General features: G+C 48.5%; 22 protein-coding genes. 6 read left to right on the top strand and 16 right to left on the bottom strand.

The genetic code is table 11. The features are described from left to right. Positions 1-16: 16 nt before the first annotated feature. Positions 17-304 (bottom strand): Asp-tRNA(Asn)/Glu-tRNA(Gln) amidotransferase subunit GatC, encoded by a 288-nt coding sequence (gene gatC, locus CGZ90_RS17365; RefSeq protein ID WP_094253788.1) that lies wholly within the window; start codon positions 302-304, stop codon positions 17-19. Between the two features lie 146 nt (positions 305-450). On the opposite strand from gatC, the gene CGZ90_RS17370 reads away from it, so the two are divergent. Continuing rightward, positions 451-1,884 (top strand): hypothetical protein, encoded by a 1,434-nt coding sequence (locus CGZ90_RS17370; protein ID WP_133063610.1) that lies wholly within the window; start codon positions 451-453, stop codon positions 1,882-1,884. A 164-nt stretch (positions 1,885-2,048) separates the two neighbouring features. On the opposite strand, the gene CGZ90_RS17375 is transcribed toward CGZ90_RS17370, so the two are convergent. The 3 genes from CGZ90_RS17375 to pruA all read right to left on the bottom strand — a co-directional run bounded on the left by CGZ90_RS17375 (position 2,049) and on the right by pruA (position 4,694). Beyond that, positions 2,049-2,483, bottom strand: coding sequence for a cytidine deaminase (locus CGZ90_RS17375; protein WP_094253790.1), 435 nt, complete (start codon positions 2,481-2,483; stop codon positions 2,049-2,051). A gap of 148 nt (positions 2,484-2,631) precedes the next feature. Next, positions 2,632-2,967: a DUF3905 domain-containing protein gene (locus CGZ90_RS17380; RefSeq protein WP_094253791.1), complete on the bottom strand. Its 336-nt coding sequence runs from the start codon at positions 2,965-2,967 to the stop codon at positions 2,632-2,634. Positions 2,968-3,146: 179 nt separating this feature from the next. Next, the gene (gene pruA / locus CGZ90_RS17385) at positions 3,147-4,694 is read right to left on the bottom strand and encodes an L-glutamate gamma-semialdehyde dehydrogenase (RefSeq protein WP_094253792.1); all 1,548 of its coding nucleotides are present in this window, start codon (positions 4,692-4,694) and stop codon (positions 3,147-3,149) included. Between the two features lie 197 nt (positions 4,695-4,891). Here pruA and CGZ90_RS17390 point away from each other — a divergent pair, with 197 nt between their 5' ends. After that, entirely contained in the window at positions 4,892-5,734 is an 843-nt protein-coding gene (locus CGZ90_RS17390) for an STAS domain-containing protein (protein ID WP_094253793.1), read from the top strand. A gap of 427 nt (positions 5,735-6,161) precedes the next feature. Here CGZ90_RS17390 and CGZ90_RS17395 read toward each other — a convergent pair whose 3' ends face one another. The 4 genes from CGZ90_RS17395 to pcrB form a co-directional block, all read right to left on the bottom strand. Then, positions 6,162-7,364 (bottom strand): CamS family sex pheromone protein, encoded by a 1,203-nt coding sequence (locus tag CGZ90_RS17395; RefSeq protein ID WP_094253794.1) that lies wholly within the window; start codon positions 7,362-7,364, stop codon positions 6,162-6,164. 76 nt (positions 7,365-7,440) lie between these two features. Further along, the gene (ligA, locus tag CGZ90_RS17400) at positions 7,441-9,444 is read right to left on the bottom strand and encodes an NAD-dependent DNA ligase LigA (RefSeq protein ID WP_094253795.1); all 2,004 of its coding nucleotides are present in this window, start codon (positions 9,442-9,444) and stop codon (positions 7,441-7,443) included. Between the two features lie 13 nt (positions 9,445-9,457). Next, positions 9,458-11,692: a DNA helicase PcrA gene (gene pcrA, locus CGZ90_RS17405; RefSeq protein WP_094253834.1), complete on the bottom strand. Its 2,235-nt coding sequence runs from the start codon at positions 11,690-11,692 to the stop codon at positions 9,458-9,460. Positions 11,693-11,729: 37 nt separating this feature from the next. Continuing rightward, complete coding sequence (pcrB, locus tag CGZ90_RS17410; RefSeq protein WP_094253796.1) at positions 11,730-12,419, bottom strand: heptaprenylglyceryl phosphate synthase; 690 nt, start codon at positions 12,417-12,419, stop codon at positions 11,730-11,732. Positions 12,420-12,529: 110 nt separating this feature from the next. Between pcrB and CGZ90_RS17415 the strand changes: the two genes are divergently transcribed. Continuing rightward, a complete protein-coding gene (locus tag CGZ90_RS17415) occupies positions 12,530-13,120 on the top strand; it encodes a GNAT family N-acetyltransferase (RefSeq protein WP_165766896.1) in 591 nt (196 codons plus the stop codon). An 810-nt stretch (positions 13,121-13,930) separates the two neighbouring features. On the opposite strand, the gene CGZ90_RS17420 is transcribed toward CGZ90_RS17415, so the two are convergent. From CGZ90_RS17420 to CGZ90_RS17435, 4 genes are all read right to left on the bottom strand, one after another. Next, a complete protein-coding gene (locus CGZ90_RS17420; RefSeq protein ID WP_094253798.1) occupies positions 13,931-14,359 on the bottom strand; it encodes a MarR family winged helix-turn-helix transcriptional regulator in 429 nt (142 codons plus the stop codon). A gap of 84 nt (positions 14,360-14,443) precedes the next feature. Continuing rightward, on the bottom strand, positions 14,444-14,758 hold the full coding sequence (locus tag CGZ90_RS17425; protein ID WP_094253799.1) for a YerC/YecD family TrpR-related protein: 315 nt from the start codon (positions 14,756-14,758) through the stop codon (positions 14,444-14,446). A 13-nt stretch (positions 14,759-14,771) separates the two neighbouring features. Further along, complete coding sequence (locus CGZ90_RS17430) at positions 14,772-15,794, bottom strand: DUF3048 domain-containing protein (RefSeq protein ID WP_094253800.1); 1,023 nt, start codon at positions 15,792-15,794, stop codon at positions 14,772-14,774. Positions 15,795-15,842: 48 nt separating this feature from the next. Beyond that, positions 15,843-17,555, bottom strand: a complete 1,713-nt coding sequence (locus CGZ90_RS17435; protein WP_094253835.1) for an adenine deaminase C-terminal domain-containing protein — start codon at positions 17,553-17,555, stop codon at positions 15,843-15,845. Between the two features lie 125 nt (positions 17,556-17,680). Here CGZ90_RS17435 and CGZ90_RS17440 point away from each other — a divergent pair, with 125 nt between their 5' ends. From CGZ90_RS17440 to CGZ90_RS21280, 3 genes are all read left to right on the top strand, one after another. After that, positions 17,681-17,941 (top strand): YgaP family membrane protein, encoded by a 261-nt coding sequence (locus CGZ90_RS17440; protein WP_094253801.1) that lies wholly within the window; start codon positions 17,681-17,683, stop codon positions 17,939-17,941. Between the two features lie 34 nt (positions 17,942-17,975). Continuing rightward, the gene (locus CGZ90_RS17445; RefSeq protein ID WP_094253802.1) at positions 17,976-19,262 is read left to right on the top strand and encodes an MFS transporter; all 1,287 of its coding nucleotides are present in this window, start codon (positions 17,976-17,978) and stop codon (positions 19,260-19,262) included. 372 nt (positions 19,263-19,634) lie between these two features. Then, positions 19,635-19,739 (top strand): EYxxD motif small membrane protein, encoded by a 105-nt coding sequence (locus CGZ90_RS21280; RefSeq protein WP_338032256.1) that lies wholly within the window; start codon positions 19,635-19,637, stop codon positions 19,737-19,739. Here CGZ90_RS21280 and purD read toward each other — a convergent pair. The 4 genes from purD to purM are packed head-to-tail and all read right to left on the bottom strand — an operon-like array spanning position 19,711 to position 24,191. Continuing rightward, the gene (purD, locus tag CGZ90_RS17450; RefSeq protein ID WP_094253803.1) at positions 19,711-20,985 is read right to left on the bottom strand and encodes a phosphoribosylamine--glycine ligase; all 1,275 of its coding nucleotides are present in this window, start codon (positions 20,983-20,985) and stop codon (positions 19,711-19,713) included. The two genes, CGZ90_RS21280 and purD, sit on opposite strands and share 29 nt — an antisense overlap. 43 nt (positions 20,986-21,028) lie before the next feature. Next, complete coding sequence (gene purH / locus CGZ90_RS17455; RefSeq protein ID WP_094253804.1) at positions 21,029-22,567, bottom strand: bifunctional phosphoribosylaminoimidazolecarboxamide formyltransferase/IMP cyclohydrolase; 1,539 nt, start codon at positions 22,565-22,567, stop codon at positions 21,029-21,031. Further along, positions 22,564-23,151 (bottom strand): phosphoribosylglycinamide formyltransferase, encoded by a 588-nt coding sequence (purN, locus tag CGZ90_RS17460; protein ID WP_094253805.1) that lies wholly within the window; start codon positions 23,149-23,151, stop codon positions 22,564-22,566. Before purN ends, purH begins: the two co-directional genes overlap by 4 nt. Continuing rightward, positions 23,151-24,191, bottom strand: a complete 1,041-nt coding sequence (purM, locus tag CGZ90_RS17465) for a phosphoribosylformylglycinamidine cyclo-ligase (RefSeq protein WP_094253806.1) — start codon at positions 24,189-24,191, stop codon at positions 23,151-23,153. The genes purN and purM overlap by 1 nt, the downstream gene beginning before the upstream one ends. Positions 24,192-24,201 lie beyond the last annotated feature (10 nt).

Here is a 24,201-nt window from a genome sequence, read left to right on the forward strand (position 1 = left end):
TGATTTTCTCCTCCTGTTAAAATGCGTTCGGTACTTTAAATTGGCCGTCCTGCTGTTCTGGCGCATTTTTCAGCGCATCTTCTCTTGAGAGAGATTCCTTTACCTTGTCTTCGCGAAGCACATTTTTCAGGTCCAGAACATGAGTTGTCGCCTCAACGTTTTCCGTGTCGAGCTCATTCAATTCCTCAGCAAACGCAATGATTGCGTCCAGCTCACCTTGCAGCTTGACCGCTTCTTCTTCTGTTATCGCTAAACGCGCCAGATTGGCTACGTGTTTTACTTCTTCCTTTGAAATTCGAGACACAGCTCGCCACCTCCATATGCAGTTCTGTACATTATACTGATGATAACAAACGGGACAACGCTAGGCAACTTGCCTTCATGTTTACACCTCTTCTGCCAGGGAATCCTAGCTTTTAGAACCTATTTTTTGGAGAATGAGGAATGTTTATGGAGCGTTTGACGGTTAATGAGAAAAAAGTAGAGCAAGGGTTGCTGCAGTTTATATTCCCGTTCGCAATGAAAAAAGAGAGCAGTCATTCATTGATGTCGAAACTCTCCAATGCGGGATATACGAGGTTTGATCTCGGAAACACCGAGCTTGAGGACTCATTTTATGGCAGTCACTCCATCTCGCACCGTGATATGGAGCATTACTTTCTGCCGTTCATCACGAAGTTCATTTTTCCGAAGTCTGAGCAAGACCCTGGTTTTCAGCGATTTTCAAAGTCTTTGAATGTTTCAGCCGAGCTTAAAACTCATGACGTGAGTGTTCCTTTCACTCTTTTATCTGTGGATGTTACCGTCTGTCCATTTCAGCTTGGGCTGCTCACGATCCGGACAAAAATACGTGACGGGTGCACGTATTCCGAGGCATTGGAGTTCGCATCCCGTTTCCGGGTGCTCGAGGACAGGACATCTCGTGATAAAAAATGCGAGATTCTTTTTGGCGAGAAAACATACAGCCAGGTGGATGACTTTTTATTTGAAGCGATGGTTCCAGAAATCACCCCATTTTTTGATTACGACGTGGTGAGCGATTCTCATTTCGAGACGCTTCCGTATTTTGTGGACGAGCGTATTTATGTGCAAGGGATGTTCGTGCTGGAGGAGGGTGCTGAGATTGAGTCAGCTGATTTGTTCCGTGCGGGCCAGCTGGACGGATTCGGCAGCGACGGCCAGCCTAAAGTCGGCTGCAGCAGCCGTGACTATCTGGAGCGCTATGTTGCGGACCAGTGTTATGACCGGTGGGCACCTGGCACATTTTATGTGAGCGACCAACACAGCTTTTGCTGTGTGACGAGCGAGGATAGGGAGACAACTAATGAGCTGGTACGCCAGATGTACGGCGAATATTATTATGGTCTGCTGATCAACTTGTTTTATAAAATCGTTCTGCTGAAGTTTTCCAATGATTATTCTCGTGTAAAGCTTGAGCAGGAGGATGAGAAAATTGAGGACCTGATCCGTGCGATCAACCATTTTACCTCAAAGTATTATTTCATCGAGCTCGCCCCGCAAACACAGGGACGGGAAATCTTCACCCAGCTGCGGCACGTATTTGGAACGCGCGCACTGTACGAAGACGTGAAGGACAACCTGGCGAGTTTGTTTCAATTTCAGGACAAGTTCTCGTCGAAGCGCGACAGCCACCTGCTCACAATTCTCACCCTTTATACGGTTGTCGGCGGCATTTATGGGATGAACCAGGTAATCGAGGATTTGAAAGGAAACATTGACTGGAGCAAAATGAGCTCGTACTCGCTGTTTCAGTACATCGCATTGTTTGTAACCTTCACCGGCCTGTTCGTTGGCGGAGTGATGACCGTTGCGAGTCTTGTGAAATGGTATAAAGAGAAGCAGCGGCAGAAGAAGGCGGTGTGAAGGCGGCGAGGTGGCGGTTTGTCCACAAATTTGGATTTTTGCCCGTGAATTATGAATCTCGCCTGCAAATTTTATTTTTTGCCCGCAAATCGGAAATTTTGCCCGTAAACTAATTTCAAATCCATATCATACAAAAAAACCGCCATCTGGCGGTTTTCTGATTATTAGCTTCTCTTATATTTCAGCGGCAGCAGCTCGGAAACGTGGCAGGAGATGTTCTCCCCTTCGTTTCCAGGCAAAATAACGTTCATATTCGGGCCATAGTCGCTGATCAGCTCGCGGCACATACCGCACGGCGAAACAACCTTGATTTCCGTACCCTCTTGCTCATCATACGGGTGCCTTACAGCGACAATCGAGTCAAAGTCTTTATAGCCTTCAGAGATGGCTTTCCCGATAACCATTGCCTCAGCGCACACCGTTACTCTGCCTATGTAAGCTTCAACGTGTACTGCAGTAAAAATTTCGCCGCTCTTCGTACGGAGCGCAGCCCCGACATGATGACGGTCCTGCTCATACAGGCGGATGATCGTTTCTGTTGCCGCGTCAATGAGTTCAACATCTTTTTCTGATAATGCCTTGTTTAATGCCGTGTTCATTTAAACTCCCCCTTTTCCACTATTTTACTATGGAATTCAGTTGGGAGCACCAAATAAAGGCTTGGGAAAAAGCTTTGGGGTACGGTACTTTTTTGAAGCATCGCTGATATACCAGGCAGCGCGCAAAAAAGTACCGTACCCCACACACTTAATCCTTACGATAGCTCGAATCTTTCGTAGGATGAGTAAACTGTTCGCCTTTTGGCGGGGCTTTTTTCTCGATGATGTCCCGGTTTTCTTCTGTATTCCAGCCGATGTCGTTGGTGGGGTGCACCCACTGATCGCCAGCCATAATCTCTGGATCAGTGTCTGTGCTCCAGTTGTTAAGCGGTGAGTTCGGTGAATCATAGAAGCTGTCTCCGATCACTACGCCATGTTCATTTGTAAACGGCGGCTGCATCTTCATTCCTGTCCCTTTGAAATCAGGTGAGCTGATCTGATGCGGCAACGTCTCGTCTAGGGACTTTTTATCCTTTTCTGTCATGCTTCTTCCTCCTAAATATATTGCTGTTTACCTTAATTTGTCCTTATTTGGAGTCAGCATGTAAGAAAGGAACAGGATATTTGTTAGCCGGGGTCCGGTACAATGGGTACCGGACCCCGGCTAATACTACAAAAAAAGACCTCCCCGAGCTCAAGCCCGGGAAGGCCTTTAAATGTTTATTAAAGTGTCTCTGAAGTTGTTTTAGCTTGCATGTGAAGGATCAGGTAGTCTGGTCCTCCAGCTTTTGAGTCTGTACCAGACATGTTGAATCCGCCGAATGGCTGGTATCCAACGATCGCGCCTGTACAGCCGCGGTTGATGTAGAAGTTACCTACGTGGAACTCTTCACGCGCGCGCTCGATGTGCTCGCGGTTGTTAGAAAGAAGGGCACCAGTCAGGCCGTATTCTGTGTTGTTTGCGATTTCAAGCATGTGATCGAAGTCGCGTGCTTTGCAAACCGCTACAACTGGTCCGAAAATTTCTTCTTGCATCAAGCGTGCTTTTTCATCAACATCAGCAAAGATTGTCGGCTGGATGAAGTAGCCTTTAGAGTCGTCGCCTTCTCCACCTGCTACTAGACGGCCTTCGCCTTTTCCGATTTCGATGTACTTCATGATCTTGTCATAAGACGCCTGGTCGATAACAGGACCCATGTAAGTGCCGACTTCTTCTGGCGATCCGACAGTCAATTCTTTAGTCAAAGCAACAGCTTTTTCTAAAACGACATCGTATACGTCCTGGTGGATGACTGCACGTGAGCCAGCAGAACATTTCTGGCCGGAGAATCCGAACGCAGAGTAAACGATTGAGCTTGCTGCTAGGTCAAGATCAGCGTCTTTATCAACAACTACTGTATCTTTTCCGCCCATTTCAGCGATAACTCGCTTCAGCCAGATTTGGCCAGGGTGAACTTTTGCTGCGCGCTCGTAGATACGGCAGCCGACTTCGCGTGAACCTGTGAAGGATACGAAGCGAGTTTTCGGGTGGTCAACAAGATAATCACCGATTTCTGCACCGCTTCCTGGTACGAAGTTAAGAACGCCTGCAGGAAGTCCTGCTTCTTCCATGACTTCAACGAATTTCGCTGCGATAACTGGCGTTGAGTTCGCCGGCTTTAGAAGCACTGTGTTACCAGAAACGATCGCTGCAACCGCTGTACCTGCCATGATCGCGAACGGGAAGTTGAATGGAGAGATAACGATCCCTACTCCAAGCGGGATGTAGTTGAACTTGTTGAATTCGCCTTCACGGCTGACAACTGGCTGGCCAGCTTTTAGCTTTACCGCTTGGCGTGCATAGTACTCTAGGAAGTCGATCGCTTCAGCTGTATCAGCGTCAGCTTCTTTCCACGGCTTACCTGCTTCTTTTGTTAAGTATGCTGAGAACTCATGCTTGCGGCGGCGGATGATCGCTGCTGCACGGAACAAGATGTTCGCGCGGTGCTCAGGGTCCCACTTCTTCCAGCTTTCGAACGCTGTAAGTGCTTCCTGCATCGCTTTTTCTGCATGGTCTTGAGTTGCTTTTGAAACAGACCCGATCACTTCTTCTTTGTTTGCCGGGTTGATGGAGACGATTTTCGCGTCTGTAGTTACTTTTTCAGCACCAATAACGAGCGGGAAATCCTTCCCAAGGCTGCTGTTTACGAGGTTAAGCGCTTTCTCATACGCTTCTTTATTAGATGCAACTGAAAAATCTGTAAAAGGCTCATGCTTGTACTCACGAGTCATGTATATGTCCCCTCCTGATATTAAAGCGTTTTCAAAATTGGTAGAACCACGTTTATTCTACCTTAATCGTTGCATTAGTTCAAACAATGAGAAATAGTCAGAATTCTTCTTTTTTAGATGTGCTAGTACCTTTGTATTACACATAATAGCTGTTACAATGGAAACAGTACTTAAAAACGAAGGTATGGGGCGATCAAATGGATAAAGATCAGAGGTTTTATCAATTTTTAAGCGAAAATACATGGCAGCTTACTGAGGATTGGTACAATTCTCTAGACAAAAGTGATCCCACTGGTGTTTATTCCTCTAAAGACCCGAATGTTATCGAAACGCTAAAAAGGCAAAATCATGAGTTTCATTTAAATTTTGTCAGCATGTTAAAAGAGCCTGAAAAGAATTTACAGAACAGCTTTGAAAAGTGGATTATCGAAATCGCTCAGGATAAGGAGCATCTCGGGACACCGATTCATTATATAATGCGGGAGTTTCATAACACTCAAAATCAATATTTGAATCTTGTACAAGATTTTGTCCGCCAGAATAACGGAGAGTATTCCCACGAAACAGTCGACCATTGGAACAGGATCATTATTGAAACAATCCACAAGGTCGTAACATGGTTTACACAAGAAAATTATAATTATTCTCAGACACAGCTATCTGCACAGCAGGAACTCATTTCTGAGCTTAGCTCTCCTGTCATTGCGCTTACGAAAAATGTTGCCCTGCTCCCGCTTGTCGGTGATATCGACACGCGCCGCGCTAAAATCATTTTAGAAAACACACTAGAGCAATGCATGGAAAAGCGCATCACCCACCTGCTGCTCGACCTTTCAGGTGTTGTAATGTTTGATACGATGGTCGCTCAGCAAATCTTCCTTCTGATCGATGCGCTGAACCTAATCGGCGTCAAAACGACACTGTCCGGCATCCGGCCAGAAGTCGCCCAAACAGCCGTCCAGCTCGGCATCGACTTCAGCACACTTTCAATCGTCTCCAGTCTCCAAAGAGCCATTTCCTTAAATGAATTGGTGAAATAAAAAAGCCTCCTCAAATTTGAGGGCACTGAAAAAAGGCCATAATTAACAAATGGATAGAAACAAAAACACAAGAAAGGGTCAAACCAACTCGGAATGTCGAGGCGGTTTGACCCTTTATTCTGTATAAAAAACTTCCAATATCCGTGTTTCGCTTGATCGTCTTGAATCCATCATTTAATAAGTTGATCGGAGTGTAAGGTGCCGACTCCTCGAAAATGAAAATCACATTTTCTTCGTGCGATGTCTTGCTGCGCAGCCTTCCTTATCCTGCGGGACAAGCGGTCAGGTGAGACACCTCAATGGCGCGTAGCGGCGAGTGGCTCACCGCCTGCCCCGCGGAAAGCGTGCGCCTGAAACGGAGATCAACTTCTTCTCTGATTTCTAAAAGCAACCTTGTTTACGAAATGAATTTATGGGTCTTTGTTTATTACCTATAAATATGCACAAAAGGCTCTTCCTGGCCTTCATTTTTAACAATTAGAGCTTCCGGCTGGTCGACGGCTGATTGGATGTAAATCTCAATCGGTACATCTGGCAGCTTTTCCATCGCACGAGTTGTCACGAACTGTGTGAACGAGATGATTTCAGCTTTCCCGCGGAATTGAACGGGTATTTCAACAGTCATTCGCTTCAAGTCACCGTCCACATACAGTCCATTTCCGATCACGCCGATGTAGTTCGGGAAGTACTGCTGAATCTCGGTTTTGAAATTAGAGAAGCTTTCATAGTCGTTACGCTTATTTTTAGAGGCTGCGCCAGACGGGAATAAATAATACTTCTCATCAATCTGATCCCAGTCGCTGATCGTTCCGCTTCCTTTAGAGACGGTGCCAACAGCAAAGAAATTACCAGGATTAACAGAATCACGCTCTTCCTCTTGATAAAGGGCGATCATAATCGGAACATCCTCAAGTCCCTTTTCCGTGCGCAGACGTTCGGCGACTTTCTCAGCGATCTTAGCCGCTTCTTCCTTCACCTTGCTCTTATCCAGCTTCTTTTCACCCGGATAGATAAGCCCCTTGTCGTCTTTTGCTTCGAAATAATAGGTAGAGTTAAAGGAAAGACCCAGAACGACTCCTCCGAGTTTAACCTTTCCCTCCCCAGATTGGACAAGGTAGTTATGTTCGAGAACATACGATAAGTATTTTGGATTCTTTTCATGCGCCTTCAAGACTTCTTTAACGGGTGATCCTTCTTCCTTAATGCCAAGCGGCTGATTCAGGCCTCGCTGGCTCATCTCTCCGCTCTCCAGCTTTTCCTTCTTTCCGTCATCACGCTTCAGCCAGTTGTTAACGGTTGATTCCTTCAGAAACTGACCTTCTTGGAAAAAGTACTTGTCCGTGCTGAATTTTTCCTGCGCCACACGCATGAGGCCCATTTCAAACTCGTTAATATCGAGACGGTTATCGACGCCATAGCGGATCAGCCCGCGCGCGCCGCCCGGTTCAAAAGGAAAAATGCTGCGATAGTAATTCTCGCCGGTCTTGATCTCACCGGTTATGATCGCCTTTTCCTCTTTCTTCCCTTTTTTCTTTACAACTTCTTCTTCCTTCTCGAGCTTGTTATCGTTCAGACAGCCTGTCAGCACGATCAGCAGCGTCAGGAAAAGAAGGCTGATTTTCTTCATCATGTATAAAACACTCCCCTGCAAACGCAGTCACATGCGCTTGCGAAATGCCACGCCCGCAGGTGCAGCTGTAGTCATTTTACTCCAGTTCGTCAACAAGCTCCTGTTCGCTCATGACTGGCACGCCTAGAGACTGCGCTTTCTCCAGCTTCGATCCTGCGTCTTCACCGGCAATAAGCATATCGGTATTCTTACTCACACTGCCCGTAACTTTCGCTCCCAAACGCTCAAGTTTTTCCTTTGCCTCGTTGCGCGTGAGGATTGACAGCTTTCCAGTCAGTACGACCGTTTTACCGGCAAAAATAGAGTCGATATCTTCCGCCTTCACAAGCTTTGGACCTTTGTATTCCATGTTCACGCCGTGATCGCGCAGTTCTGATACAAGCTCAGCTACTTCCGGCTTGCTAAAATACAGCTCGACCGACTCAGCCATCTTATCACCGATCTCATCGATCGCGAGAAGCTCGTCACGGCTGGCATTCATAAGTGCATCCATCGTCTCAAATTTCTGGGCGATCGTTTTCGCCGCCTTTGCTCCGACATGGCGGATGCCAAGTCCGAACAATAGCTTTTCAAGCGAATTTTCCTTCGATTTCTCGATCGCGTCAAGCAGGTTATCGACCGATTTCTCACCCATACGCTCAAGCTGCAGCAGACGTTCTCGTTCCAGCGCATACAGATCTGCCACATCTTCAATCAGTTTTTCCTTAAACAGCTGAGAGATCACTTTTTCGCCAAGACCGTCGATGTTCATCGCGTTGCGCGAAACAAAATGAATGAGACCTTCGCGAATCTGTGCCGGACATTGCGGATTCAGACAGCGCAGCGCCACTTCGCCATCAAGACGCTCGAGCTCGCTGTCGCACTCTGGACAGTGAGTCGGCATCGCGAAATCTTGTTCATCGCCTGTGCGCCGCTCAACGATCACGTTCACGACTTCCGGAATGATGTCGCCAGCTTTTTTGACAACAACATAATCACCGATCTTAATATCTTTCTCTCGTATTAAATCTTCGTTATGAAGAGATGCTCTTTTAACCGTCGTACCTGCAACAACGACAGGCTGCAGCAATGCAGTCGGCGTCACGACACCGGTACGGCCGACATTCAGCTCGATTCCTTCAAGCTTTGTAACGACCTCTTCTGCCGGGAACTTGTAGGCGATCGCCCAGCGCGGGCTTTTTGCTGTAAAACCAAGCTCCTCCTGCTGATGCAGCGAATCGACCTTGATCACGATCCCGTCAATTTCATAAGGCAAGTCTGGACGCTTTTCTCCCCAGCTCTGCACGAATTCGATCACTTCATCAATATCCGCGCATTTCTTCCACTCTGGATTTGTTTTAAACCCTAGGTGGCGCAGATAATCAAGGCTTTCGCTGTGAGAATCGACGCTGTGGCCTTCCATCTGTCCTGCGCCGTAAACGAAAATGTCGAGGTTACGGCTCGCCGCAATCTTCGGATCGAGCTGACGTAATGAACCTGCCGCGGCGTTGCGCGGGTTCGCAAACAGCTCAAGTCCCTGCTCCTGACGCGTTTCGTTCAGCTTCTGAAACGACTTCTTCGGCATGAACGCCTCGCCGCGCACTTCCAGCTTCACGCTGTCTTTCAAGCGGAATGGAATAGAGCGGATCGTTTTCAGGTTGTTCGTGATATCCTCGCCTGTTGTACCGTCGCCGCGCGTGGCGCCGCGGACGAACTTGCCGTTCTCGTACAGCAGTGATACCGCGAGACCGTCGATCTTAAGCTCGGCAACATACGATACCTTGCCGCCTGCGCCTTCTGCAGCGCGGCGGTCAAAATCGCGAAGATCCTGCTCGTTGAACGCATTTCCGAGGCTTAGCATCGGTACGTTATGCTGCACTTTTTCAAAAAAGTCGAGTACCTGGCCTCCGACGCGGACGGTCGGGGAATGCTCGTCATAAAGGTCAGGGTGGTTGTTCTCGAGCTCGATCAGCTCTTTCATCAGGCTGTCCCATTCCGAATCGGGAACAGTCGGCTTATCGAGCACATAGTATTCGTAATTGTATTTTTCAAGGAGCTCACGCAGTTCTATAATGCGTTCCTTTGCATGCGTTTCGTTCAACTATCTTCACTCCTTATACTTTTTCGACCGGGGCAAACTTCGCCAGCAGGCGCTTCAGGCCGACCGGCTGCGGGAATGCGATATCAAGCTCGAGCGAATCGCCCGTGCCGCGCATGCTCACAACAGTACCTATCTCCCACTTGCGGTGCTTCACCTTATCGCCCACTTTCCAGTCAGCCTTCTCGCCGCCTGATGACTGGATTTTAGGTGCAGTCTGCTTATTTTTCATGAACGACGGAGTGGACTGCGTCTGTGCAGTGCGCGAGCCGCGTGCCCATGACGGCAGTTCTTTTTCCATCTTCTCTAAAAGTTCTTCTGGAATTTCGGCAATGAAACGGGAAACCGGATTAGCGTTCGTACGGCCGTACAATGTACGTGTGCGCGCGTTCGTCAAGTAAAGCTCCTGCTCGGCACGTGTGATGCCGACGTATGCTAAGCGGCGTTCCTCTTCCATTTCATTTTCTTCAAAAAGCGCCCGGCTATGCGGAAACACGCCTTCTTCCAGCCCCATCAAGAACACTACAGGGAACTCGAGACCCTTTGCCGAGTGCAGTGTCATAAGCACGACGCTGTCTTTCGGCTTCTCGTTCACCGTGCCGTCTTCGTCCAGCTTGTCGATGTCAGCGACAAGCGCTAGGTCGGTCAGGAACGCGATAAGCGATTTGTCGTCCTGGCGTTTTTCAAAATCGTTCGTAACCGATAAAAATTCCTCTAAGTTCTCAAGGCGCGCCTGCGCTTCAAGTGTTTTTTCGTTCTTCAGCATATCGCGGTAACCCGTCTTATCCAGCACTTCTTCAACAAGCTCGGTTACCGATATAAACTCCTGCATTCTGTGCCAGTTCTCAAGCTGGCTCGCGAACTCGCGCAATACAGCGGTAAATCGCGCTGTCAGACCGATCTGCTCGACTTCCTGCAAAGCCTGATACATAGAAAGGTCATTGTCCGCACCGTACTGGGCGATTTTATCAACCGTTGATGCACCGATGCCGCGCTTCGGAACGTTGATGATGCGCTGCAAACTGATGTCGTCATCCGGATTCGAGATAAGGCGAAGATATGCCAGAATGTCTTTGATTTCTTTTCTGTCATAGAACTTGATGCCGCCGACGATGTTGTACTGAATGTTCGATTTGATCAGTACTTCCTCAATCACACGCGACTGGGCGTTCGTACGGTAAAGGATGGCGATCTCGTTATTTTTGCGCTTGCCGCTCGTCGTCATCTCGCGGATCTTGCCTGCAACGAAGTGTCCTTCATCATGCTCAGAATCAGCCTGATAATGGATGATGTTCGTTCCATCGTTATTGTCCGTCCAAAGGTTCTTCGGCTTACGGTTCGCGTTGTTTTGAATCACCTTGTTCGCCGCATCCAGAATCTTTTTCGTTGATCGGTAGTTCTGCTCGAGCAGGATCACCTTCGCATCGCCGTAATCCTCTTCAAATGACAAGATGTTCGCGATGTCCGCCCCGCGCCAGCCATAAATAGACTGATCAGAGTCACCAACAACACAAAGGTTGCGGAAACGGTCTGCCAGCATATTTACGAGCATGTACTGCGCACGGTTCGTATCCTGATACTCGTCCACGTGGATGTACTGAAACTTGCGCTGATAAAATTCCAGCACTTCTGGCACACGCTGAAACAAGTGAATCGTCGTCATGATCAGATCGTCAAAATCAAGCGCATGGTTCTTCTTCAGGCGCTTTTCATATTCCATATACACACTATGGACGATATCATCGAACGGTCCGTTTTTGATCTTCTCAAAGTCTTTGGACGTTTTCAGTTCATTTTTCAGTGAGGAGATCGCGCCTAGAATGCTGCGCGGCTCAAATTTCTTCGGGTCGAGGTTCTTGTCTTTTAAAATATTTTTAATGACCGAAAGCTGGTCAGTAGAATCGAGAATCGTAAAGTTGCGGTTGATGCCGATGCGGTCGATGTCGCGGCGCAAAATGCGTACGCACATCGAGTGGAACGTGGAGATCCAGATGTCTTCAGCCACAGGGCCTGTAATCTTTGCCACACGCTCTTTCATCTCGCGCGCCGCTTTATTCGTAAACGTGATCGCCAGGATGCTCCATGGCGCCACTTGCTTTTCCATCATCAAATACGCGATGCGGTGTGTCAGCACGCGCGTCTTTCCGCTTCCTGCTCCGGCCATGATCAAAAGCGGGCCGTCCGTCTGCTTTACTGCCGCCCTTTGCTCAGGATTCAAGCCTGACAGCAGCTTTTCTATCAGCTGACTCATACTCATAAAAAAACACCATCCTAACTAACTCGTATTATTATGCCTCTTTAACCGCCTTAACGGTCGCGAGCGCTTCTTTCACATTTTCATATATCACGTTGCCGACAACGACTGTGTCCGCGTATTGCGCCATCTCACGCGCCTGTTCTGCCGTCTGGATGCCGCCGCCGTAATAAAGCTTCGTTTCCGTGAGTACGTTTGATACCTCTTTAACAAGCTCAGGGTCCCCATAAACGCCACTGTACTCTACGTAAAAAATAGGCAGCTTGAACATTTTTTCCGCCATGCGGGCATAAGCTACAACATCATCTGCCGTCAGCCCGACATTAGCGCTCGACAGTTTCGCAGCCTTGCAATCTGGGTTCAGGATAACATAGCCTTCCGTCACGATTTCATCCCAGTTCATGATCGGTCCGTACTCTTTGACCGCGTCATGCTGCAGTCCAACGATGAACCGCGGATCGCTGCTGTTGAGAACGGTCGGAATATAATAAAAGTCGAACCCCGGAGTGATAGATTCCGTATTGGAAACCTCCAGCACGCAAGGCACCATGTAACGGCGGATGCGCGACATGAGGTGCAGCGTGTTATCGAGGGTGACCCCGTCACTTCCTCCGACAATCACCGCATCGGTCCCTGATTCGCACACCGCTTCTAAGTCGGCGTCGCTGATTTCTTTTTCCGGGTCGAGCTTAAAAACATGCTTCCACTCTTTGTAATCGTACATCACTGGTAATCCTCCTGCTTTTACGGTCTTGTTACCGCAAATAAGCCTGTTTCTATTCTTAGCCATTATAACAGAATTAAAATATGCTCTCTATCTTTGAACACGGGGAAATGCTGGACAGAACACGTTCCAAAAAGGGGAAATCGCCTATGTTTTTTCTGCAGATCGATCATGAAGTGGCATTAAAAGAAGGAAATGTAAAAGAGGCAGAAATATTTTACGAGCTTACGGAAAAATCCCGCCATCATCTCTCCCCCTGGCTCGCATGGGTCAGCCAGACAAATTCCGTTAAAGATGCGCGGAACTTCATGAAAATGGTGGGCAAGCGCCAAAAAGAGCAAACTGACTTGCTCGGCTTTATCTGGTACCGCAACGCCATGGCCGGCTCGATCGCACTTTATGATTTAAAATGGCATAACCGCTCCGCTTCAATTGGCTATTGGGTTGGCACCGGGTTCGAGGGCAACGGCATCGCTCAGCGCGCCTCGTACGGCATGCTCATGTACGCGTTCTATCAGCTTGGCCTGAACCGGATCGAGCTGCGTGCCGCAGAAAATAATACGCGCAGCATCCGCCTCGCCGAACGGCTCGGCTTCAAGCTAGAAGGCCGCTGCAGGCAATCCGAATGGATAAACGGCAGCTGCCGCGACCTGCTGCAGTTCAGCCTGCTGCGCGAGGAGACAGATCGGTGGATGGTGTGAGGGGTGCTTCTTGTGGTGGCTTTGCGGGCTGAAGTGCTTTGCCCGCGAGCAAAATTTGGCCATTAGCAAGTCAAAACCCTCTGTTTGTTAGCCAAATCTGATCAAACTTGTTGATTGTCTTGAAAAAACACCTTGAGAGAGGGTGTTTTTTTGTTTCTTAGGGCTATTATTTAGCTGAATCAAATCAAAGTTGAGAAACTTTGAAGCAATTGAGCGATTTGTTAAAGCATTTCAGCAACTTTTTAAAGCTTTTCAGCGATTTTTTACAGCATTTCAGCAAGTCTTTAAACCAATTAGTCATTTTTAACTAATAATGACCTTGGCTGGCGCCAAGCTGCAGCCATCCTTACAACGTTTTTAGCAGCTGCAAAAGGGGCGCGGGCTGAAATACTTTGCCCGTGAGCCAAGATTGGTGCTTACCGACCCAAAACTGGCAGTTCGCAAGCCAAAATCCTCAGTTTGGGATCCTAATCTAATCAAACTTGTTAATCGCCTTGAAAAAACACCCTGAAAGAGTGTGTTTTTTCAGTCTTTTAAGCCCGCTCACATCAAAGTTAAGATACTTTGCAGCATTTGAGTGATTTATTAAAGCATTTCAGCAAATTTTTAAACCATTTCAGTGATTTATTAAAGCTTTTCAGCAAGTCTTTAAACCAATTAGCCCTTTTTAACTAATATGACCTTGGCTGGCGCCAAGCTGCAGCCATCCTTACATCACGTCCTGGAACCACCCCGGGATTCCTCACGAACCAAACCAGATCCCGCGCAATCGACGACACAAAAAAAACACCCCAGCACAAGGGTGTTTTTTCATTTTTCCTCTTCCAGTATGTTTCCCGCTTCGAACAGCTTGACGGTGAGGTCTTTGCTGTTTTTTTCTCCGAGAAATTCGGAGCAGGCTTTTTGAAGGCCTTCCCAAGATTCATCTAGTGCCTGCTGGAGGGCCAGTCCTTTATCTGTTGGATAGATGAGCGCTTTCGTTCGAATGGCTTTGCGCTCGATCAGCTGTTCCTTCACAAGTTTATCTACGAACCTTGTGATGGTCGAAGGGGCGATGTGAAGCTCCGCCCCAAGCTCAGTCTGGGATATTCCGGGCTTGCTGTTGACAGCCATGAGCATGAACGCAAGCGTGGGGGAAAGTCCTGTATCGTGAAAGCACTTTTCTGCCACCCGCGTTATCGCTCTGGACATCCTGTTCACATTAAAATAAAGGCAGTCCTCGAGGTATTTCTCTCTCATTTCTCATTCACCCCGATATGCGTGTTTTGTAGCACCTATTTTTTACATTCGACTTAAAAAGAAAAAAACCTGCAACGCGATTCGTTACAGGCTTTCTTTTGCAGAATCTTTTCCGTGTACTCGCTCTAGTACCATTTGATAAGCATCGTTTCCGAAATTCAGGCAGCGTTTTACACGCGAAATAGTCGCTGTGCTAGCGCCAGTTTCGGTTTCGATCTTATGATATGTCTTCCCTTCGCCAAGCATACGAGCCACTTCCAGACGCTGTGCGAGCGACTGGATCTCGTTCATTGTGCAAAGGTCATCGAAGAAACGATAGCATTCTTCTTTATCTTTAAGCGTCAGCACAGATTCGAAAAGCTGATCCAGCGCCTTGCCTCTTAATTTATCAATTTGCATGTATAGCACTCCTTTATTCAATACTCACGCTTTTGTCCATTCCCATCGGCACGATATTGATCCACGTTTTTCCTGGAACGAATTTTCCGCCATCAGGTACGATTCTGCCATTCTCATTTTTCCACGAGATTTCCTGCATCATCCCATTTTGGAACAGCAGTGCTTTTCCGCCTGATGTCAGGTCGACGTCACGGCGCCCTTTATTGTCCATCGTCCTGTGTTCCGTTTCGATGATGAGCACGTTTGCGACCGAGATCGGTGTTTCGGTTTCAAGGTCAATGGACGGCTCGCCGTTAGCAGAACGGATATAACGCTTTTTCACTTCATCATATTCAAAGGCCGACGACTCGCTGCTATTGTAGCGTATCGTGATGGATTCCGCCTTTTCGCCGCTTAAGCTTTTCACTTCCTGCTTTGATAAAAACGGCAGCGGTTCTACTTCGCCTTCCATTGAATAGCCAAGCATGTCAGCGCCCTTCTCGATATTTTCATAGGTAATATACGAGTTGTGAGGCGCCTTGCGGAAATCCGCCCGCTTGAAAAGCTTCCCGTCGTACTTCATACCGTTCAAGTTATCGACAGCCCCGCTCTCGAGGATTTCCTTCGCTTCAGGACTCCAGCCGTGTGCTACAAAGAGTGAGTCATAGCCTTTGCTCAGCTCGATGTAATAATCACGGGCACTGCGCACAGGACCGATCTGCTCAGGCACCTGGCTTTGGAAAATCGCCAGGAAACGGGTAATCTCCCCTTCTGCCAGTACCTCGTAGACTATGTCCGCCTTGTGCAGCCCTGACTGCGGGCGTGCTTTGCTATGGTTGTTGACCATAACAGCTACCGGCCGGCGGCTGATCTCATCGTTCGTCTTTTTACCCGTCAGCGGAAACGCATATTTGTATGTTTTTTCTTTATTCACTTTTTCAGACGCCTTAGCTTGATCCACCTTGCCGTCTTTAGCCATTTCTTCTTTCGCATCCTTGCAGCCTGCCAATGAGGCGCTGATGACCAGGCATACTAAAAGCAGCAGCCACTTTCTCATGAAGTCACAACCTTTTTAATTCATTGTATTGCCTGATCCTTTTATATATTAACGCATAATAGAGGGAAATAGTAACCCTTTATTCTTTACATCGTAAATTCCGCGCTGTGTGATCCGGATATAAGGCAAATGTGTAGAAGAGAAAAAGAGGAGGCTGTAGATCGGATCCTCGTACACATACCCGCGCGCACGAAGCTCTTCGGTCAATGTCTTTTCTTCCACAATTAATTCTTCGACGGCAGAATTCGACATCCCTCCTGCAAGAGGAAGTTTAATTTCGGCAACTACCGCACCATCTTCAGTCAGCACGATGCCTCCGCCAATTTCCTTCGCCCGGTCAAACGCCCGCTTCATCTCGACCTTGTTTTTTCCGATTAACAGGATATCGCCCGTGTTTGAATACGTACTCGCGAAACCGGCAAGGTTCTTCGCAAAGCCTTTTACCACGGTGTTAATATGCCATTTCCCATTCCGGTCCACGAGCATCAGGAAGCATTCGTCGCTGTCTTCATGAATGATATCGACCGTTGTATCGATCGATACGTTGTATGGCCTCGTGATGACAGAGTTGTACATTTCAATCCCGACAAGCCCTGAAAAGCGGAAGTCCTCCATCGTCAGCTCCCAGTCAAAATCACGCTTCTGAATTCCGTGTCCTTCCCAGTCAAACTCTTGATCACGCTCTGTTTTTACGGCAGAACCGTCCTTCTTGACCCATTCTCCCTTTGCCAGAACCGCTTCCGGCAGAGGGTTATTTTTATCGGATAAAATGTTCAGATGTGCGATACGGCCAGGAGCGACCATACCGAACAAGTGATCAAGCTGATAGTAGCGCGCCACATTGTATGACGCCATCTGGTAGGCGTCAAGAGGCTCGATGCCAGCATCCAGCGCGATCCGGAGCATCTCATCCGTCACTCCATCCTTATAAAAACCAGGTGTCGAACCATCCGTCGTCATAAAGATGCGGTCAAAATTCGTGACGCCTTCTTCCTTCAGTTCGCGAAGAAGCTTCGGAAGGTCGGGACGGATGGAAGAATAGCGCAATGATAATGTAAGGCCTGCGTTCAAACGGTCGATCGCCTCAGCACCTGTCATTGCTTCATGATCACAGTCCACACCGAGCAGCACCATTTGCTGCAGCGTTTTTTCCGATGCTCCAGGCAAGTGGCCTTCGATCCGTTTTCCTGCTCTTTTCGTATCCTTCATCCACTGCAGTATCGTATCGTCTCCTTGCAGGACGCGCGGCCAGCTTGTCAGCTCCCCGCCCTGCAGTACCCATGGGCTGTCGAGAAGCTTTTTGATGCTAGTTACAGAAAAATACTTCTCTTCTTCCAGCAGTTCTGTCTGGGCATCGTAACGGCACCACCAGAAGAAAGTGGCTGGCAATTCGTTCATGTTTTCCATTAAAGTAAGCGCTTTCGTAACGCTCAATTCAAAAAGCAGCGCAAAGTTATCACAAAGAAACGTTGCCGTTCCGCGCTGAAGTGCATATTGCGAAAGCGTCTGGGGATTATATAGCTGAAATGGATGGCAGTGCGGCTCGATATATCCTGGAACCACAAACTTGCCCTCAACATCTGTGATCTCAACGCCATCTGTGTTTTCTGGCATCCGGCTCCCTACATACACGATGCGGTCTTCATACAGCCAGATGTTGCCTGTGCTCCACTGCTTAAGCGCAGAATTCAAGTACGTCGCGTTTTGCAAAACCTTCGTCGGCGCAAGCTCATTCCGAACTACGGCCGTATGTCTTCTCATCTCAATTTTGTTCCAAAGTGTTAAATGGGTTCCCACTCTGCTCACCTGTCTTTTTCTAAGAATTCTTTTAATAAGGATAGCACAGAATAAGCGAAAAAATACAACGAATGAAAGGGGTTTCATAAATGCGTCAAAATATTGGTTTGATTAACGCAATGATCCGAATTGCAGCCGGCTTGACGATGGTCGCTGTATTTGCCGCCAAGTTTTCAAGAAGGCCCTACAAAGAATCGTATATTTTCATGATTCTGATGGGCGCAATGAAGGTCGCAGAAGGCATCGTCCGCTTCTGCCCTGTGACCGAGCTTTTTCACACGGCAAAAGAAATGAGCGATATGAACATGGATGATATGACGAAGGAAGGCTCATTTATCAATCCGTCTTAAGGACGTTCCAGCCTTCTGGAAAGGACGCTTCTTCATGCAAGCTTTAATAAAAGGAAACAACCGGTCTCTCTATGTATTGCTGTTCATCGTTTTTGCGGTCCATATCGGATCGTACTTGATTCTGCCGATTATGCCGATTTATTTGAAAAATGAGACGGGGCTATCTGTCGGCCAGATCGGATTCACGCTGGGAGTGACCTCCGTTTTCATGCAGGCGGGCAGCGTTTCAGGCGGTTTCCTGGCAGACCGTTTAGGACGCAGGTTCATCATCGGATTAGGCGCGGTTGTAAGGGCGGCAGGACTGCTTGGATTCGTCTTTTTCAAGCAATATGAACTGATCCTCATGACCGCTGCTGTCAGCGGCCTTGGACTCGGCTTAAACGCTCCCTCCACAAAAGCGTTCATTTCTTCTATCGTGGCAAAAGAAAATCAGTCACGTGCATTCTCAATGAGAGGAATCGCCGCCAATATCGGCATGGCGCTGGCCGGGCTGATCGTCTTTTTCTTCCTAACGGGAAAATCAGCGCTGATTTTTATAACCGCCGCCGTCATTTTTGCCGCAACAGGCATCATCAGCTGGATTCTCCTGCCTTCTGGATGCGGAGGCGATCCTTGTCCAGACATCACCGTAAAGGATTATCGCGAGGTATTCCGCAACAAACCTTTTCTCGTGTTCGCAGCCGCCACCGTCCTCCTTTGGGCGCTGTATGCACAGTTCGCTCTCGCACTCCCGCTTCGCGCAGAAAAGGTGCTTCATGACCCGAAAAGCATCTCGATCGTATGGACGGTCAACAGCCTCACCGTCATTCTTGCACAAACGTTCGTGACCTCGCGCTTTATCACGAAAGTTCATCCGATGACCGCGATGGGACTCGGTGCGGGAGTGATCGGAATCGCGCTAGGTGCACTGTATTATGCGAGCGCGTTTCCGTATTTCATCCTGATCGGCATGCTGTTTGTATTTGGCGAGATGATGATCATGCCAACGCTCGATACGGTCATATCACAGCTTGCCGCAGCCCGTCTGCTTGGCATCTTTTTCGGAATGGCGAGTGTTTTTAACGGAATTGGCGAAGCGGGCGGAAACACGATCGGCGGACAGCTGCTCGTTTACCCTAGTTTGCCTTACGCTGTTTATGCTGTGTTTGGCTTCGTCATCCTTGCTGTGATGCTGATGCTAAAGCGTTGGAGCCCGATGCGCAGCCTGTTTCAGCCGGAGAACACCGAAACATCATCGCCAAAAACAAGCACAGTGACCGGACACGCCAATCCAACTGGGTGGCTGCAGAGCTTGTTTAAAAAGCCGCGTGCTACAAAATAAGTGCTGGCGGCAAACCTAAGTAAGGTTGGCTGCTGCTTGGCGACAGCCAAGGTCAGTTTAGTTAAAAAGAGCTAATTGGTTTAAAGTTCAGCTGAAATGCTTTAAAGACTCGCTGAAATGACTTAATAATTTGATGAAATGCATTAAAAAATCGGTGAATTGCTGTAAAGTCTCTCAACATTGATGTGAGAGGGACAAATCACAGCCCTCAGATGGCTAAAAATGCCCTTAACTAGTCCAATTTTTTTTCAATTGATAGCAATCGGGACCCAAATTGGCTCGTGGACAGAGATTTTTTGCTCTCAAATGAACAATTTTAATCAACAAACAAAAGGCTGATCACGAGGATCAGCCACTTTAGGAGGTATGACGATGAATTGGGAATATGTTGCGGATTCACTTTTTCTATATGCCCTCATTATCGGAAGCATCGTTGCCGTTCTGTTTATTATGATTGGGAAACGGCGCGCAAAGTAGCTTTATTGCCGATGTCTTCGCGGTAAAAAGATTGAGCGCACGTGATTTTCTGCACCTCTTTATATACACTTTGCTGCGCCTCCTGAATTGTAGAGCCAAGTGCGCCCACAAGCAGAATGCGGCCGCCGTCTGTGACAAGCTCACCGGCGGTTTTTTTCGTTCCGGCATGAAAAACGAGCGCAGTATCTTTTATCGTATCAAGTCCGCCAATCCGAACTCCTTTTTCATAATCTTCAGGATAACCTCCTGAAGCGAGCACAACACCGACCGCTGCTTTCTCAGACCATTCAAGACTGACTTCTTTTCCGTCCAGAATGCTAATCAAGAGGTCTGCCAAGTCGTTCTGCAAACGCGGCAAAATAACCTGTGTTTCTGGATCGCCAAAGCGTGCGTTGAACTCAATCACTTTAGGTCCTTCTTCAGTCAGAATCAGCCCGGCATACAGGATACCCGTAAACGGACGGCCTTCAGCGACCATCGCTTTTGCGGCAGGTTTTAGTACCGTTTCGATCGCTGTACTCACCGCTTCAGCTGGAATCTGCGGAACAGGCGAATAGGCACCCATCCCGCCCGTATTCGGTCCTTTATCTCCGTCGAACGCACGTTTATGATCCTGCGCGATTTCCATTGGGTATACATTTTCGCCGTGAACAAAAGCCATGAGCGAGAATTCTTCACCCTCGAGGAACTGCTCAACAACAACCTTGCTGCCTGCCGCGTTAAACTTGCCGTTCAGCAGCATGTCGCGCAGTCCGGCTTCTGCCTCTTCAAGCGTCATCGCTACAACAACGCCTTTTCCTGCCGCCAGTCCATCCGCCTTCAGGACGATTGGCGCGCCTTTGTCCTGCACATATTTCCAAGCGGCTTTATATTCAGTGAACGTCTCATAATCTGCAGTAGGGATACTGTAGGATTTCATCAGCTTTTTCGCGAACGATTTGCTGCCTTCAATTTCAGCCGCAGCTTTAGAAGGCGCAAATATCCTTAATCCTTCCACTTCAAAGGCATCTGCTATTCCTTGCAAAAGCGGCACTTCAGGACCGACAAACGTGAGGTCGATCTCACGGCTCTTCACAAATTTGATGAGCGACTGAATGTCCGTTTCAGAAATGTCCACACAATCCGCCAGACTTGCCATTCCAGGATTGCCCGGTGCTGCAAAAACCTTCGTCACTGACGGACTGCTTGCAAACTTCCAGACGAGCGCGTGCTCCCTGCCGCCTCTTCCAATCACTAAAACCTTCATTCATATCCCTCCTCGATCATTGCGTAACATTCAATAATTAAGATTAATGTTTAAAGTGCCGTACCCCGGTGAACACCATCGCGATGCCGTACTCGTCCGCTTTTTTGATCGAGTCTTCGTCGCGAACTGAACCGCCTGGCTGGATGATCGCTGTCACGCCGGCTTTTGCTGCTGCTTCCACGGTGTCATCCATCGGGAAAAAGGCATCTGATCCGAGCGCCGAGCCTTGTGCGAGCTCTCCTGCCTGCTCGATCGCAATTTTCGCTGCACCGACACGGTTCATCTGACCCGCTCCAACCCCGACTGTCATTTCGTCGCGCGCCAGTACGATCGCGTTCGACTTCACGTGTTTCACAACTTTCCAAGCAAGCTTAAGGTCAGCCCACTCTTTTTCTGTAGGCTCTCGTTTCGTCGGAACCGTTACATTCGCTTCTTCCAGGCCGAATGCATCTTCGTCCTGCACGAGCATTCCGCCAGCGATCGTCGTGATCTTTTTGCCAATCACTCCACTCTTTTCAAACGGAACAATCAGCAGGCGGATGTTTTTCTTTTGCGTTAAAACGGCTAGTGCTTCCTCTGAAAAAGAAGGTGCGATAACGATTTCAAGGAAAATCGAGCTCATTTTCTCAGCTGTTTCTTTGTCGATTTCAACGTTCGATGCGATAATACCGCCAAAGATGGACACCGGATCTGCTTCATATGCACGGCTGAACGCTTCAAATACATTGCGCCCTGTACCAACTCCACAAGGGTTCATGTGCTTGACCGCAACGACAGCTGGATCGGTGAATTCTTTTACGATGGCAAGAGCCGCATCTGCGTCGTTAATGTTGTTGTATGAAAGCTCTTTGCCGTGAAGCTGCTGCGCGCTCGCTACTGACAGAACGGCGCCAAGCGGCTTGCTGTAAAAGGCAGCCTTTTGATGAGGGTTTTCGCCGTAACGCAGATCCTGCTTTTTCTCGAATGTGACCGTGTAAGTTTCTGGATGCTCTTCTTCCACCTGCTGTGTTAAATACTCGGCGATCAGTGCGTCATAAGCTGCAGTATGGCGGAACGTTTTTGCCGCGAGACGGCGGCGTGTTTCCTCGCTCACCGCTTGATGCTGCTGAAGCTCCTCCAGCACGAGACCGTAGTCTTTAGGATCGACCACCACGGTAACGTACGCGTGGTTCTTGGCTGCCGAACGAAGCATGCTCGGCCCGCCGATATCGATGTTCTCAATCGCATCACTAAAGGCAACGTTCTCTTTCGCAATCGTCTGCTTGAACGGATAAAGGTTCACGACAACAAGGTCGATCGGCTTAATGCCGTTCTCTTCCATCTGATTGCGGTGGCTTTCGTTGTCTCTAACCGCAAGGAGACCGCCGTGTATCATCGGGTGCAATGTTTTAACGCGTCCGTCCATAATTTCTGGAAATCCGGTCACTTCAGAAATACCGGTAACAGGTATGCCCGCTTCCTGAAGCGCTTTGCTCGTCCCGCCTGTTGAAATGATCTCTACACCTTGTTCTGCCAGCGCTTTTGCAAACGGCAATAAACCTTCTTTGTCTGATACGGAAATTAATGCACGTGTAATGCTCATTTTGTTATGCCTCCTGCCATTTGTTTGTGAATGATATTTTGCAGCACTCTCGGATATAATTCGTGCTCTGTTTTCTGAATGCGCGCTTGAAGCGTATCGGCCGTATCGCCTGGCAATACGGCCACTACAGCCTGCTCGATAATCGGACCTGTGTCCATGCCGCTGTCCACGTAATGCAAAGTCACGCCCGTCTCCTGCACGCCTGCGGCAAGCGCCTGTCCGACAGCATCTTTACCCGGGAAATGAGGCAGCAGTGACGGGTGAATGTTAACCATCCGGCCTTCAAACGCATCTAAAAGCACCGTTCCGACAAGTCTCATATAACCAGCGAGTGCGATGAAATCGATGCTGTGCTTTTGCAGCTCAACTAAAATCTCGCGCTCGTATTCTTCTTTTGACGAAAAATCCTTCGCATTAAACGAGTATACAGGAATTCCAGCCTTATTTGCGCGCTCTACCGCGAAAGCATTTGGCTTGTCACATACTAAAAGTTTAATAGCAGCAGAAAGCTTGCCTGATGCCTCAGCATCGAGCAGCGCCTGAAAATTAGACCCGCTTCCTGATGCGAATACCGCTATGTTCATTACAGTTCACCGCCGCCAAAGATAACACCCTTGCCTGTTTTCACACGTCCGATCAAGTACGGCGTCTCACCAGCACGTTCAAGTGTTTTGATAACTGAAATCATATCATCTGCATCAACAGCGAGCACCATGCCGATTCCCATGTTGAACGTCGTGAACATCTCGCGTCTTCCGATGTTTCCTGCTTTTTCAACCAATTCAAAAATAGCCGGTATCGGCCACGATCCGTAGTCCACTTCTGCACAAAGCCCTGCAGGAAGCATGCGCGGAATATTTTCGATAAAACCGCCGCCAGTGATGTGAGCAGCACCGTGAACATCAAACGACTGGAATACTTCCAACAGCGGCTTCACATAAATTTTCGTCGGAGTTAAAAGCTCTGCACCAAGTGCTGTGCCGTTAAGCTCTTCAAATTTGTCTTGCAGACTATAACCCGCCTGCTCGAGCAGCACTTTTCTCACGAGCGAAAAACCGTTGCTGTGTAATCCGCTTGAAGGGAGACCGATCAAAACGTCGCCTTCTTTTACGTTCTCCGGCTTCATCAGCTTAGACTTTTCCGCAATCCCTACCGAAAATCCAGCAATATCATATTCACCGTCTGGATAAAAACCTGGCATCTCAGCCGTCTCTCCGCCGATCAGCGCACAGCCCGCCATCTCACAGCCATCAGCGATACCTTTAACGATCTGCTCTGCCTTCTCCGGCACAAGCTTGCCGCAAGCGAGATAGTCTAAAAAGTAAAGCGGTTCTGCCCCCTGCGCCACGATGTCGTTCACACACATCGCTACCGCGTCGATGCCGATGCTGTCGTGCTGATCAAGCATGAACGCAAGCTTCAGCTTCGTGCCCACACCGTCCGTTCCAGAAACAAGAACCGGTTCCTTATAAGACATGTTCGACAGGTCAAACATCGCGCCAAAGCCGCCCAGACCAGCCATAACCTCAGGACGTGCCGTTCTCAATGCATGCTTCTTCATCCGTTCGACCGCTTCATAGCCAGCCTCTATATTAACCCCCGCCTGCTTATATGCTTCAGCCACGAAAATCCCC

Origin of the sequence: Fictibacillus aquaticus, assembly GCF_002245695.1 — a bacterium.
GTDB classification, from domain to species: Bacteria; Bacillota; Bacilli; order Bacillales; family Fictibacillaceae; genus Fictibacillus; species Fictibacillus aquaticus.

Bases quoted from the DNA above. Each gene is read 5' to 3' on its own strand.
- CGZ90_RS17370 (WP_133063610.1), top strand. From the start codon at position 451: ATGGAGCGTTTGACGGTTAATGAGAAAAAAGTAGAGCAAGGGTTGCTG.
- CGZ90_RS17375 (WP_094253790.1), bottom strand. From the start codon at position 2,483: ATGAACACGGCATTAAACAAGGCATTATCAGAAAAAGATGTTGAACTC.
- CGZ90_RS17380 (WP_094253791.1), bottom strand. From the start codon at position 2,967: ATGACAGAAAAGGATAAAAAGTCCCTAGACGAGACGTTGCCGCATCAG.
- pruA (WP_094253792.1), bottom strand. From the start codon at position 4,694: ATGACTCGTGAGTACAAGCATGAGCCTTTTACAGATTTTTCAGTTGCA.
- CGZ90_RS17390 (WP_094253793.1), top strand. From the start codon at position 4,892: ATGGATAAAGATCAGAGGTTTTATCAATTTTTAAGCGAAAATACATGG.
- CGZ90_RS17395 (WP_094253794.1), bottom strand. From the start codon at position 7,364: ATGATGAAGAAAATCAGCCTTCTTTTCCTGACGCTGCTGATCGTGCTG.
- pcrA (WP_094253834.1), bottom strand. From the start codon at position 11,692: ATGAGTCAGCTGATAGAAAAGCTGCTGTCAGGCTTGAATCCTGAGCAA.
- pcrB (WP_094253796.1), bottom strand. From the start codon at position 12,419: ATGTACGATTACAAAGAGTGGAAGCATGTTTTTAAGCTCGACCCGGAA.
- CGZ90_RS17415 (WP_165766896.1), top strand. From the start codon at position 12,530: ATGCTGGACAGAACACGTTCCAAAAAGGGGAAATCGCCTATGTTTTTT.
- CGZ90_RS17420 (WP_094253798.1), bottom strand. From the start codon at position 14,359: ATGAGAGAGAAATACCTCGAGGACTGCCTTTATTTTAATGTGAACAGG.
- CGZ90_RS17425 (WP_094253799.1), bottom strand. From the start codon at position 14,758: ATGCAAATTGATAAATTAAGAGGCAAGGCGCTGGATCAGCTTTTCGAA.
- CGZ90_RS17430 (WP_094253800.1), bottom strand. From the start codon at position 15,794: ATGAGAAAGTGGCTGCTGCTTTTAGTATGCCTGGTCATCAGCGCCTCA.
- CGZ90_RS17435 (WP_094253835.1), bottom strand. From the start codon at position 17,555: ATGAGAAGACATACGGCCGTAGTTCGGAATGAGCTTGCGCCGACGAAG.
- CGZ90_RS17440 (WP_094253801.1), top strand. From the start codon at position 17,681: ATGCGTCAAAATATTGGTTTGATTAACGCAATGATCCGAATTGCAGCC.
- CGZ90_RS17445 (WP_094253802.1), top strand. From the start codon at position 17,976: ATGCAAGCTTTAATAAAAGGAAACAACCGGTCTCTCTATGTATTGCTG.
- CGZ90_RS21280 (WP_338032256.1), top strand. From the start codon at position 19,635: ATGAATTGGGAATATGTTGCGGATTCACTTTTTCTATATGCCCTCATT.
- purD (WP_094253803.1), bottom strand. From the start codon at position 20,985: ATGAAGGTTTTAGTGATTGGAAGAGGCGGCAGGGAGCACGCGCTCGTC.
- purH (WP_094253804.1), bottom strand. From the start codon at position 22,567: ATGAGCATTACACGTGCATTAATTTCCGTATCAGACAAAGAAGGTTTA.
- purN (WP_094253805.1), bottom strand. From the start codon at position 23,151: ATGAACATAGCGGTATTCGCATCAGGAAGCGGGTCTAATTTTCAGGCG.